The following is a 12,134-nucleotide window of genomic DNA, read 5'->3' as shown; positions in this document are numbered from 1 at the left end:
TCAGCGGAACCATTCCACAATTCCGATCATGCTGAGCAGTCCAAGGAGAAATGAGAATGTAGCTAGACGCTCATAACCATGACCGTGGGTTTCCGGAATCAACTCCTTATAAACGATGAACAACATCGCACCAGCAGCAAAGGCGAGCCCGTAAGGAACGAGGAACAAAGAGATATGAACCACGTAAAACCCGATAAAACTGGAGACGCATTCGATCCCACCAGTAAGGAGCGCCATGAAGATGGCTGTTCTTTTGGGAACGTGTTGATGAAGCAGAAACAAAGCCACAAGGAAACCCTCCGGTGCGTTCTGCATGCCCATGGAAAAAGCGACGACCATTCCGAGATGCTCGACTTGACTGGCCAGGCTGGCACCGACCGACAAGCCTTCCGGAATGTTATGGAGAGTCATCGCCGCGACAAGCATCAGTGACTGGTGCGGCAGCCCGGGAGATTTTCTCGTATGATCCATATCTACATGTGGAAGTAGATACTCAAGCAGGTTCAAAATGAGCGCGCCTCCGAGTACACCAATACAAAGCACCGTTACATTGGTCAGCTTCAAAGAGGCCGGAATAAGGCCATAGGTGGATGCTGCCATCATCACACCAGCGGTATAGGCGAGAATGCTGTCCATTTTCCGATGGGATACCCGGCGGATCAGCAGGACCGGGAGGGCTCCCGCTCCCGTAGCCATAGCTGACAGGATCATAATCATCAGCGTCCCCTCCAACAGCTCCGCCTCCTTCCATCCATTGTTCTCTAGTATATGTACAGGCCGTTGGAAAAGAACGTTCTATATCAGTATAGCAATCTACTTTTCCCTGACCGCTGCTAACCTATTTTTTTAGTCTGCCGGCATCTGTCCATGCGAACCATCCCTGGAGGACATATAGTAGTAGGGAGTCAGAAGAACCTGTCTCATAGACACCCTTTTTGACTCGGACTCTCAAAGATGACATATGCCTTGGTATCAGAGAGAAATTTCCTCCAGGGCGGCGGCCTGAATCCCGGACATTTCCCCACCACCGTTCGATACGAACAGGCGTCATTCCTCCACCTTCCATCATTGTAGAGAGCACCTTGAACGTGACCATTGAAAAGAGGGTTCCTTCCTGCGGAACCCTCTTTCTTTTTGTTTATCCAGTCAATATTCCCAGACATCCAGACGTTTGAACTGCTGCTGGTAAAGAAACAGCCCCCCATGAAAAACCCCTTGAACGTGAAGGTCACCTTTTCCTGAATCTTCCTGGTGAACCAGGAAGGATACGTTCTCCAGCTCCTTTTCCACCGGAGATGGATACGTTTGATAGATTTCCTTATGCATTTCCGCGCTTTTCGCTGTGTATTCCTTTTCCGAATGGGAAGGGAGTTCAGGAGTGATCATCCCCCCCACTTCCACCGTTTCCTCAAAGGGAATCCGCTTACAGATCCGCTTCAAATCCCCCTGTTCCTGATAATCCACGGATACAGTAAAACACCCGCGCAAAAAGAGAAACGGGTACATAGGAACTGAGATGCGCATATCATGGACGGACCATTCCGTCTTTATAATGTCCCCGGGATGGCAAGGAACAGGAACACTTTCCCGGATTTCCCATTCCAATGGGACATGAGCCAGAAGAACAGGCATTTTCACCGTTTTTTCTATGCTCTGGTCTTTCCATGAATCCGACGAACCATCATGACAGACTGGACAGCTTGAAGAAGAGGATGAAGAAGAACTGGAAGAGGATTCACAGGCAAATAAATCATCGATCCCACTGCCTGAAAAGGGATCTTCGCAGCTTTCGTCCTCTATAACAGAGGAACCAGAACGGTGGTCTTCCACAGAACGCCGTTCTACAGCCTTCTCCCTTTCATCGGCATCAGAAGATTCTGTGAGCTGCGACATGGCTTTTTGAGAAAAGTAATGACTCTTGAACTCATTGGAGGATTCAGCCATGGCAGAGGCAATATCTCCGAGAATGAGGTAGTCATCTTCAGCTTTAGAAACGAAGGACGCTTCTGCAGAATCCTCCGACTCTTCCAGAAGCGCAGCTATTTCAGAAAGCACACCTTCCTCCTCTACCGGCTCTGGCCTATCATCAAAGAACCCTCCGCTGGATTCATCAAGCATCGAAGAAATTTCAGCGGCAAGGGACGACTTTCGTTTTCTTATTTCACCTTCATTCATCGGTGTGCGGGTATTGTTTTCCACAGCCTTCTCCTCTTCCTCCGGTTTAAACAAGGCCATTTCCTCCTCTTCAATGGCAGAGGAAGGCATAAACAACGGGCCGCCGTCCCTCGTTTCCTCTTCCCACTCCGACAGATGACCGCCCAGGAAACTTCCACGATCCTTAGGATTGACCCAGTGTGTCTGTTGAAAAGTAATGACATCACGTTTCATAGATATGAATGGACGCCTCCCTTCCTCCCTCTGTTCCTATGAATCAATCATCGTTGCTTGTCGATGCGACACGAATCTGCTGTTTCTGCAGGACGTTCACGCAGATATCCAGCACCATCTTCTCCTCTATCTTTGTGAAATATCCTTCATGAAAAGGGGCTTTCCCTGGAAGAGGCATGCGGTCCACTGCTTCATCCCACTCCACAATCCGGCTCGACAACAGTTCACAGTAAGGCAGTTCATTATAAAATTGACTGCTTTCCTGATGATACTGGGAGATATCACTGCTGATATGCTGGTCTTTTTCCGGAAATCCCTCCGGTAAAGACTTTGAGCGGACAAAATCAAATTCCTCCCGTGTATTGTTCTTCGGCATCACCGGCATGGAAAGAAATTCGTGAATTTCCGTCACCTGTTCGAACGGAACATCCACTGTAAAAGAATGAAGGTCGGAAGCAACACTCTTATCCGTCGGCATTTCAATTTCACTGCACGGGCTGGCATATTGGATATTTTTTCGTACGAATCCTTTAATAAACAGTTTTTTAGATGGAAGCAGCAGGCGGCATTGGGTTAAGTGCACGCGCTTCTTAATATCTTTGATCTCAAGCACCGGCTCTGGAAAAGTGATGGTTTCACTGACATGAATCTGAAGCTTCAGTTCTGCGAGTACGACAGGAACCTTCGTCACAATCTTGCCGATACTTACATGCGGTTTCCTTTCACAGTGAAGCTCCAATCCGTCCTCTTCGTTAAACACACCTGTCATTTGTCTGCCCCCTAATCAAAATATACCCACATCGTATGTAGCTGCCCTTCCTGTGTCTGGGCTCTTATCATGGTTTCAAGACATTGGCGGCACAGCAAAAAAAGATGACAGCCCTGATGGACTGTCATCTTTTTCAATTATAGAGCGTCTACGCGCACCTGTTGGTTTTGAAGCACTTTAATGGTGAATCGCACCTGCATTTTTTCTACAATATGGCGGAAGTACGCTTCATCAACCGGGCTGTCGCCAAACGATCCACGATCTGTTGCTTCGTCCCACTCAAGAATCTGACTGGAAACAAGCTCACAGAATGGCAGCTGGTTGTAACCTTGGAAACTTTCCTGATGGAACTGGGAAAGGTCACTGGACAGATACTGGTCTTTTTCCGGATATCCCTTACCAAGGTCCTGCGCTCTGAAGAAGTCATATTCGTCTCTACGGTTGCGAACAGGCAGTTGAGCTGGTGAATCCAATTCGATGGTAGTCATGCACTCAAACGGCACTTTCACAGTAAGGGACTTGATTTCAGATGATACACATTCACCCTCTGTATCATGACAAGGTGTCGCGTATTGAATGTTTTTACGGACATACCCTTTCAGGAACAATGGGAACGGACCTGCTGAAAACTGATCATCATCTCCTGCGGACGTACGCGTAAGCAGACGGCACTGGGTAATGATGACACGCTTTTTAATATCTTTGATTTCAAGTACCGGGTGTGGGAAGGAAATGTTAGCGACGAGGTTAGTCGTAACATTGTAGGCTCCCAGTTCAACCGGAATTCGGACGATACGCTCTCCGCTTGGAGTGATCGCAGTATCCGCACTTGAATTTGTACACTGTTCAATAGAAGCTGATTCATTCAGGTTGACACAGTGACGGTCATTTTTTCTCATGATGTTTTCCTCCTTTATAGTAACCTCACTGTAGTCTATGCTCTATGATTTCGAAGGCATGGTCACTTGCATTAGTATAATCGTGGAACTTTTAAGACAAGTTCCTGTAAAAGATTTATAGAAACGGTCCGCCCAAATCTACCAGAGGCACCTGGGGGAGTACTGGCACAGCCTGGAAAGCTGCGCATATGCTTTAACGTCAGGAGGTAGAAAATGAAAAACGAGCATATTTTCTCTGTAGATATCGGGAACAGCTGGTATAAGATTCTCGCATCAGATGACGGTGGTTTCATGGATTATCAAATCCCGAACGCCGTCGCTTTGTTTGATGAAGAGTTTTATGAAATGCCGTATGACGAGGAAGATGTGGATTATGAAGAAAACATGATTGTGGAAATCAAGAGCCCGGCTATCCAGGACCGACGGAACATTTACTACATCGGCAAGTCAGCGGTGAAACAGAGAAATGTCAGCCTGACTTCTTTTAACAATCAAAAGGTTGATGAAGAACGGACGTACATTCTTCTTTTTGCTGCTGCTGCTTACCACGCCCTGCTCGGCAGTGGTTCAGAAAAGGATGTCGAGTACACGATCGATCAACTGGCGGTTTCCCTGCCGACCACCCAGTACAAGCGGCGGAAAGATACGTTGAAAAACCGCCTCACCGGTACGCATACAATCATTTTCCATAAAGTGCCCGGGATCCGCGAACCGAAAGAAGCCGTGGTAACCCTTCATATTGAGGATGTCATCGTCGGCGCGGAAGGCGCCCTCGCCTATCTGGCTCTTACCCGTGATCCCGAAACGCTCGCCGTCTCCGATGAATCACTCGTGAAAGAATCGGAGCGGGGCGTCATCATTGGAGACCTCGGAGGAGATTCCGTCGACTTTGTCGGTATCAAACATAATAAACCGGTAGCTTCTGTGGAGGGGGAGCCGTTCGGCATCAACCCTTTTCTCGATACCATCATACAAAAAGTAAGCCAGAATGAGCTGTACAGCTTCAACTCCAGATCAGAACTGGAAGAAAAACTGGCACGCGGCCAGTCGGAATGGTATGTAGAACCTTTTGCAGGCGTGAAAAAGGATATCAGCCGCTACATTCTCCCGCAGCTGCGATTGATGGCTGGAAAATACTTGGAGCATTTCGACCGCGTCCGTTCAAGTTCACACGAAATCAAGGGAGCGGCCCGCTACATCGCCGTCGGAGGCGCAGCGCAGATTGCCGAGCGTCAGATTCGTGAAGCTGCTGTGTCCTGGAGTGAAAAAGGACGTCCGATCGAATTGACATTCCCGGAGGAAATGGCCAAATTGAACGTACGGGGGCTGATGATTCTTGCTAAAATGCAGCTCTTCAGTAAAAAACAGACCGCTGACAGGTCATAAGGGCGAGAAGGTGAAACGATGCCACACACCTACCGTGATTACTTCAACGAAACCGTTGTCACCATACCTGAGAAATATATAGACGTCAGGACCGGACACGCGCAGGCTGTCGACGCGGATGTGATGAAAGAACTGGCCTACCACGCGGAAAACAATACGCTCCAGCACTTCCTTCTTTCTGCCCTGCACCAGTACTTATCCGCACCGGCAGCAGGACGCACCTCTGGAGGAGACCCTGTACTCGAAGAGCTCCGCACCATCAAAGAAATGCTCACCAAAGGCGCCTTCCCATCCGGCGCATCAAGCATAACAAGCGTCCCGCCCCTTGCTGGTTCTGCTTTCATCGATCAAAAAGAAATCGAAGACATGTTGGAAGCTTTCGGAGGCTGAATCAGAAAAGCCGGCTGCGGCCGGCTTTTTTGATGGAGTCGATTCAAAGCGACACTCTGTAGGAATCTTTTTTTCAGCTTAATGAAGGCGGACAGCCGGGAGACAGGTCACCGCACAAAAGCAGGATAAATCCACAGTGATGCAGATGCCCGTACCTGCCAGATCACGAACTTCTTTTCCATCAATCTGGCTGCATGCCGAGTGTTTCTGTTTTGAATCATTCTTCCAATCCGACTTAAATACAAGCAGTTCCAGGACCGCACACCCATCATGGACATCTTTCACTTTGAAGAGGTACGTATGGACACACTTGAAGGTTTCTTTTTTTGCATGACACGAATACGTTGCCACGCCTGTTCCCTTGAAGGGATCACAGCCGCAGTAAAGAATGACCGGCACGGTATTCTTTTTCTTTACTTTATGATCCCCGAGCAGAGAATCAATGGACTGCTGGCATGACGTGTGGCAGCTGTCTTCTTCCACTCTGTCCTGAGCATAAACAATCGCCTCCAGTACATCTTCCACACAGCTTTTGTAATGCTTTATTTTTTTGGATTTTCCACAGGGGTCCTTATGTTTATGGTCATAACTGTAACTTGAGCTTTCATAATCATAACTCATCGTTTTCACTCCTTATTCATTCAGTCCTGATAGTATACGCCGCACATCCCATTCTGTTTGATATGTGCGCCCATGCTGTCCTGAATAACTTTCTCCGGAATTTTAAATAAAATTGTTTATTTTCCAAATGTTTGCTATATTGAAAGAGAAAATTGAATAGCGTTGTAGATACAGGTTCCTTTTCTTTCACAGAAGAGGATTAATAGGGAAACCGGTGAAAATCCGGTGCTGTCCCGCAACTGTAAATGGGAGTGTTCCGTACATACCACTGTCTTCACAAACGAAGATGGGAAGGTTTCGGACTGCGATGACCATGAGCCAGGAGACCTGCCTGTATCAGCAGACATCAAAACCTACGAGGATAGGAGGTGTTAAGTGCGGTCAGATGGTTTCCATATGGGCAGTTTTCTGCCTGTTTGTTTACTTTTCAATACGTATACTTAACAACTTCTAAAAGGAAGTTGTTTTTTTATGGTCAATATTTTGTAAGGGATGAGGTGCATGCCTGTTGGCGTCGCTAAAAGAAGATTTTTTGAACCACTTGAGATCCGGTATCATGCTTTATGTTTGTAGTGGCACGCCACACACACTGGAGGATATGTATGAAGCTCTTCAGGATGGCCTGACGGATAAGGACAACGATCTTGTGCATTTGGAGGAAGCTTACCAACAGGTACTTCAGGAAATGACCGGCTGATCTCACGTTTTTTGTAAGCGTTTACTCAATTAAAGGAGGAACCACATGGATAAAACGACGACGTTTCACCCCGGATTGAACGGGGTGATTGCTGCGGAAACGAAACTTTCCTACCTGGATGTAGAAGCGGAGGAAATCGTCATCCGCGGCTATGATCTGATTGAGCTGGCTGAAAAACAGCAGTACATCGACTTGATTCAACTTCTTCTGAAAGGCCGTCTCCCTGCCCGACCGGAACAGCAGGAACTTGAGAAAACCTTAAAATTAGAAGCCCCTCTTTCCGGCAGTTTGGTTCAACTATTAGCTAAGCTCCCTAAAGACACTCATCCTATGGACGCCTTACGGACGGGAATCTCAGCTCTGGCCGGGTACGATAAAAACCTCGGTGAGCGAAAAAACCTGGAACAGACGATCCTGCGTCTGCTGGCGAAAATTCCAGTGATGACAGCCGGCAGCTACCGCCTCCTACAGGAGAAAAGCATCCTGGAACCTGACCCGGACCTTTCCTACAGTGCGAACTTTTTGTATATGCTGACTGGCCGGGTTCCGGATGAGCAGGAAGCGTCGATTTTCGACCAATCCTTAATGGTGTACAGCGAACATGAAATGCCGAATTCCACGTTCACCGCCCGTGTCATTGCTTCCACCAATTCGGATGTATATGGAGCCCTCACAGGAGCTGTCGCTTCTCTTAAGGGGAACCTTCACGGCGGAGCCAATGAAGCCGTCATGCACATGCTGCTTGAAGGTGGATCTGTCGAAGGTTTTCGGCGGCTGCTGTTGGAAAAGCTCGCCTGCAAGGAGAAAGTGATGGGCTTCGGCCACCGGGTGTATATGAAAAAAATGGATCCCCGCGCCTCCTTGATGAAAGAAGCTCTGCGGAAGCTGGCAGCTGTAAAAAACAGAGAAGACCTTCTTGAGTGCTGTGAAGCAGGAGAAGAGTTAATGAAGGAAGAAAAAGGATTGTATCCGAATCTGGATTATTATGCCGCTCCTGTCTATTATCTGCTCGGCATCCCGATTGATTTGTATACACCGATTTTCTTTTCCGCACGCACGCTCGGCATCTGTGCTCACGTGGCCGAACAATATACGGATAACAAATTGTTCCGCCCACGGGTTCATTACACAGGACCACGGGGACTGCACCCTTAAAGAGCAGCCCCCTCCCTCATCAAATATTTCAAGCAAAGGTGGAGATGGAAGATGAATGAAACGCAAGTGCAGCAGACTGGGGCCGATCCAGTGCTAAGAGAAATTGCTTCCTATGCGGTGCACGGGGAAATTACAAGTGAAGAGGCGATGGAAACGGCTCAATACGTTTTAATGGATACGCTCGGGTGCGGATTTTTAGCGCTCCGTTATCCGGAATGCACGAAACATCTGGGACCGATCGTTCCTGGAACGATTGTGCCTGACGGGGCACGGGTTCCGGGGACATCCTATGTCCTCGACCCTGTCCATGCCGCGTTTAACATCGGCTGCATGATCCGGTGGCTCGACTACAACGACACATGGCTTGCAGCAGAATGGGGACACCCTTCCGATAACATCGGAGGCATCCTTGCTGCGGCCGATTATATCAGCCGGACACGCCTCCGTTCGGGACAGGAACCGATGACGATGCATGAAGTCCTCGAATACATCGTGAAGGCGCATGAAATTCAGGGAATTCTTGCCCTCGATAACAGCCTGAACCGGGAGGGGCTTGACCATGTGCTCTTCGTAAAAGTAGCGACAACAGCTGTCGTGACCGCTATGCTCGGCGGAAAAAAGGAAGACGTTACAAACGCTGTATCCCAGGCGTGGATTGATAACTCCAGTTTACGTACTTACCGGCATGCCCCGAACACCGGGTCAAGAAAATCATGGGCCGCCGGAGACGCCACAAGCCGCGGTGTGCGCCTGGCATTGATGACGATGAAAGGTGAAATGGGTTATCCTACCGCCCTTTCTGCTGACGGATGGGGATTTCAAGACGTTCTGTTCAGCGGAAAAGAATTGACTCTTTCACGTTCCTTCGGTTCTTACGTTATGGAGAATATCCTATTTAAAATCTCCTTCCCTGCTGAATTTCACGCTCAGACGGCAGCGGAAGCCGCGATCCATCTGCACAGTCAGGTAAAGGATAAACTGGACGAAATAGAAAAAATTACAATTACCACCCATGAGTCAGCCATCCGGATCATTGATAAAAAGGGGCCGCTCCACAATCCGGCGGACCGGGATCACTGCCTCCAGTACATTACCGCCATCGGACTCCTGTACGGCGAATTGAACGCCGATCATTACGAAGATGAGACCGCCCGGAACCCGGCGATCGATAAACTGAGAGATTTGATGGAAACCATCGAGGAGGAGGCCTATACCCGGGACTACCTTGATCCTGACAAACGTTCCATCGCCAATGCCGTCCAAGTATTTTTCTCAGATGGGACTTCCACAGACCCGGTTGCTGTGGAATACCCGATAGGTCACCGCAGACGCCGGGACGAAGGCCTTCCATTATTATTGAACAAGTTTCAAAACAATGTAAAAACCCGTTTTTCATTCAAACAGACGAATAAAATATTGAACCTGTGCGAAGATTACGAAGCTCTGACCAGGACGACGGTCCCGCAGTTTATGGACGAATTCCAATTGTGATGAAGGAGGAATGACCGATGACATGGCTCGTACAGACCGCCTCAACACAGAAAGAACGTGCTCAAGTATTTAAACATTTAATGAAAAGCGGGAACCTGTTGAAAATCCCCGGCGCCCATGATGGAATGAGTGCCAAAATCGCGAAGGACCTTGGTTTCCAGGCCCTCTACTTATCCGGAGCCGCTTATACAGCCAGTCAGGCGCTTCCGGATCTCGGTCTTATTTATTCCAATGAAATGGCTGAGAAAGCCCGGGAAATCGTCCGGGCTTCCGACCTTCCACTTCTTGTTGATATCGATACGGGGTATGGAGGCGTGCTGAACGTGGCAAGAGCAGCGAAGGAGATGGTGGAATCTGGAGCCGCCGCTGTCCAGATTGAAGATCAGCTCATGCCTAAAAAGTGCGGCCACCTAAACGGAAAGCAATTGATCCCCCAGGAAGAAATGATGCAGAAAATCCAGGCCATCAAAGAAGCCGCTCCCGATTTAATTGTTGTGGCCAGGACGGATGCCAAAGCGGTCGAAGGAATCGATCAAGCAATCAACCGGGCCCAGTCTTATATAGAAGCCGGAGCAGACGCCATCTTCCCGGAAGCTTTCATAAGCGAAGAGGATTTCAAACGGGCCTCTTCTAATCTGAATGCTCCTATTCTCGCCAATATGACGGAGTTCGGACGGACCCCCTACTACACAGATGAGCAGTTTGCCTCCTTCGGTGCGGACATGGTCATTTATCCAGTTACTTCCCTGCGCGCGGCAGCGAAAGCCTATGAACGGGTCTTCTCTGAAATTATGGAAAAAGGTACGCAGGAGGAGAAGCTTCAGGATATGCAGACGAGACAGGAACTCTATGAAACCATTGATTATTATGACTACGAAGCCTTAGATGAAAAAGTAGCGAAAACCATCCTCCCGGAAATCGACAGCAGAAACAAATAACTCATCCATGGATTTAAACAAGTGTTCCATATCATGTAAGACCTGTCCGGTGTTGAACATTTGACCCGGGGACAGGTTTTACATTCACCCCTTAACCGCATCCACCACTTTAAGCTGGTTATCATGAACATTTCCTTTTAAAAAAGCTCTGTTAAAGTCTGTTGTTGTTAATTTAAATGATTACTAAATCGTCTCCGTCTGGAATTAGGGTCCGGTCCGTTGTTTACTCAGAGAATGGGATGGCAGGGAAAACCGTCCGCTTTCCGCGGGGAACGATGAGCCTCCTCGAACTTCGTTCTCCGGGGTCTCACCTTGTTCCTTTTTCCCGCAGGAGTCTACCTGTTTTCCCTGCCATCCCTTTCGTAGTGGTGTAACGGACTTCGGTTATATCCTTTCTAACTACCCTTCTTTGAAGAGGCGGCCTTGGGAATGGCGAGACTCCTGTGGGATGAAGGTACATCGTGAGACCCCGGAAGGCGCAGCCTGAGGAGGCTCACGGTACCCCACGGAAAGGGAGTCATTCCCAAGGCCGCCTCATACAAACCCCATGAGAGAAAGGGGTGATTGGAGCTCACATGTTAAATAACAAGACCAAGCAATAACAAAGCCTTTAAAAAAGAAACGGGGTTTCCTCCCGGACCGGTCCATTAATGTGACGACCGGCCACTTTAGTCAAAAAGTCCGTCTTCCGGCGGACTCTGCCTCTTTTTAAGGAGAAGAATGTAGTTTTAGCTTCAAACCTCCTGATCTTTTCTTTTATACTTAGAGGAAGTACAGAAAGAAAGGATAGGAAGCTATTGATGTTATACATATGGAAAATCGAAGAAATCATCCAGCAGACGATCAGCGACCATCAGCTCGATATCAACTGGGCCGCGGACAATCAATTGAAGGCTCCGATGAGCTTTAACGTCTCCAACAATACACTGACCTTTAATTACCTTGAGGTAAACGGCTTCATGAGCAAAGCCCATCTGGGCATCGCAAAGGAATCTTATGTACAGCTGATGGTTTGTCATGAACTGGGGTATTACCTTACGTTCAAAAAGCATAAGCACGACCTCCGCACACTCATGTACGGGGAAGACGAAGAAATTGCCGCATTGAAAGCGACGATTGAAACGAACGCCTGGGATTACGGACGGACGCTCGTGCCTGAGTCATTGAAGGAGGCGTACGATCAGCTCCGCCGGCAGAACGAACAGCTCCTCCGGGGACTTTGATTGAATCCATCCATTGGAACTATTCTTTCAGCCGTTTTTAAGGATTATAATAAAATCATCGTGTCGGAATAAAGTTCTTTTCCTATTTTTCTCATCTTTTTAGAGGATTTTTACTTTTTTTGGAGAAATAGTAAACTATAATACTTTGACTGTCACTGCTCTCATTGATTAGGCTTA

At 48.2% G+C, this 12,134-nt stretch carries 12 protein-coding genes and 1 riboswitch; of the genes, 7 read left to right on the top strand and 5 right to left on the bottom strand.

The window, feature by feature from the left end; genetic code table 11:
* The 4 genes from ACXAD6_RS01690 to ACXAD6_RS01675 form a co-directional block, all read right to left on the bottom strand.
* On the bottom strand, positions 1–732 hold the full coding sequence (locus tag ACXAD6_RS01690) for a ZIP family metal transporter (RefSeq protein ID WP_474967361.1): 732 nt from the start codon (positions 730–732) through the stop codon (positions 1–3).
* A gap of 414 nt (positions 733–1,146) precedes the next feature.
* Positions 1,147–2,388, bottom strand: coding sequence for a hypothetical protein (locus ACXAD6_RS01685; protein WP_474967360.1), 1,242 nt, complete (start codon positions 2,386–2,388; stop codon positions 1,147–1,149).
* A gap of 43 nt (positions 2,389–2,431) precedes the next feature.
* The gene (locus tag ACXAD6_RS01680) at positions 2,432–3,157 is read right to left on the bottom strand and encodes a CsxC family protein (RefSeq protein ID WP_474967359.1); all 726 of its coding nucleotides are present in this window, start codon (positions 3,155–3,157) and stop codon (positions 2,432–2,434) included.
* 137 nt (positions 3,158–3,294) lie between these two features.
* Positions 3,295–4,056, bottom strand: a complete 762-nt coding sequence (locus tag ACXAD6_RS01675; RefSeq protein ID WP_474967358.1) for a CsxC family protein — start codon at positions 4,054–4,056, stop codon at positions 3,295–3,297.
* 213 nt (positions 4,057–4,269) lie between these two features.
* Here ACXAD6_RS01675 and ACXAD6_RS01670 point away from each other — a divergent pair, with 213 nt between their 5' ends.
* On the top strand, positions 4,270–5,442 hold the full coding sequence (locus tag ACXAD6_RS01670; RefSeq protein WP_027955674.1) for a ParM/StbA family protein: 1,173 nt from the start codon (positions 4,270–4,272) through the stop codon (positions 5,440–5,442).
* A gap of 18 nt (positions 5,443–5,460) precedes the next feature.
* The gene (locus ACXAD6_RS01665) at positions 5,461–5,832 is read left to right on the top strand and encodes a hypothetical protein (RefSeq protein WP_474967357.1); all 372 of its coding nucleotides are present in this window, start codon (positions 5,461–5,463) and stop codon (positions 5,830–5,832) included.
* A 78-nt stretch (positions 5,833–5,910) separates the two neighbouring features.
* Here ACXAD6_RS01665 and ACXAD6_RS01660 read toward each other — a convergent pair whose 3' ends face one another.
* Positions 5,911–6,453, bottom strand: a complete 543-nt coding sequence (locus tag ACXAD6_RS01660; RefSeq protein WP_474967356.1) for a CotY/CotZ family spore coat protein — start codon at positions 6,451–6,453, stop codon at positions 5,911–5,913.
* A 155-nt stretch (positions 6,454–6,608) separates the two neighbouring features.
* Positions 6,609–6,802: riboswitch (cobalamin riboswitch) on the top strand.
* Between the two features lie 159 nt (positions 6,803–6,961).
* On the opposite strand from ACXAD6_RS01660, the gene ACXAD6_RS01655 reads away from it, so the two are divergent.
* The 5 genes from ACXAD6_RS01655 (at position 6,962) to ACXAD6_RS01635 (ending at position 11,957) form a co-directional block, all read left to right on the top strand.
* Positions 6,962–7,150: a hypothetical protein gene (locus tag ACXAD6_RS01655; protein WP_474967355.1), complete on the top strand. Its 189-nt coding sequence runs from the start codon at positions 6,962–6,964 to the stop codon at positions 7,148–7,150.
* A gap of 45 nt (positions 7,151–7,195) precedes the next feature.
* Positions 7,196–8,305, top strand: a complete 1,110-nt coding sequence (gene mmgD / locus ACXAD6_RS01650; protein ID WP_474967354.1) for a citrate synthase — start codon at positions 7,196–7,198, stop codon at positions 8,303–8,305.
* Between the two features lie 51 nt (positions 8,306–8,356).
* On the top strand, positions 8,357–9,796 hold the full coding sequence (locus ACXAD6_RS01645; protein WP_474967353.1) for a bifunctional 2-methylcitrate dehydratase/aconitate hydratase: 1,440 nt from the start codon (positions 8,357–8,359) through the stop codon (positions 9,794–9,796).
* A gap of 17 nt (positions 9,797–9,813) precedes the next feature.
* A complete protein-coding gene (gene prpB, locus ACXAD6_RS01640; protein ID WP_474967352.1) occupies positions 9,814–10,734 on the top strand; it encodes a methylisocitrate lyase in 921 nt (306 codons plus the stop codon).
* An 800-nt stretch (positions 10,735–11,534) separates the two neighbouring features.
* Positions 11,535–11,957, top strand: coding sequence for a hypothetical protein (locus ACXAD6_RS01635; protein ID WP_474967351.1), 423 nt, complete (start codon positions 11,535–11,537; stop codon positions 11,955–11,957).
* Positions 11,958–12,134 lie beyond the last annotated feature (177 nt).

This window comes from Halobacillus sp. ABH2_015 (genome assembly GCF_056158945.1).
This window is presented reverse-complemented; position numbering and strand designations above follow the sequence as displayed.

Coding starts and splice junctions, on each gene's coding strand:
- ACXAD6_RS01685 (WP_474967360.1), bottom strand. CDS start 2,388: ATGAAACGTGATGTCATTACTTTTCAACAGACACACTGGGTCAATCCT.
- ACXAD6_RS01680 (WP_474967359.1), bottom strand. CDS start 3,157: ATGACAGGTGTGTTTAACGAAGAGGACGGATTGGAGCTTCACTGTGAA.
- ACXAD6_RS01675 (WP_474967358.1), bottom strand. CDS start 4,056: ATGAGAAAAAATGACCGTCACTGTGTCAACCTGAATGAATCAGCTTCT.
- ACXAD6_RS01670 (WP_027955674.1), top strand. CDS start 4,270: ATGAAAAACGAGCATATTTTCTCTGTAGATATCGGGAACAGCTGGTAT.
- ACXAD6_RS01665 (WP_474967357.1), top strand. CDS start 5,461: ATGCCACACACCTACCGTGATTACTTCAACGAAACCGTTGTCACCATA.
- ACXAD6_RS01660 (WP_474967356.1), bottom strand. CDS start 6,453: ATGAGTTATGATTATGAAAGCTCAAGTTACAGTTATGACCATAAACAT.
- mmgD (WP_474967354.1), top strand. CDS start 7,196: ATGGATAAAACGACGACGTTTCACCCCGGATTGAACGGGGTGATTGCT.
- ACXAD6_RS01645 (WP_474967353.1), top strand. CDS start 8,357: ATGAATGAAACGCAAGTGCAGCAGACTGGGGCCGATCCAGTGCTAAGA.
- prpB (WP_474967352.1), top strand. CDS start 9,814: ATGACATGGCTCGTACAGACCGCCTCAACACAGAAAGAACGTGCTCAA.
- ACXAD6_RS01635 (WP_474967351.1), top strand. CDS start 11,535: ATGTTATACATATGGAAAATCGAAGAAATCATCCAGCAGACGATCAGC.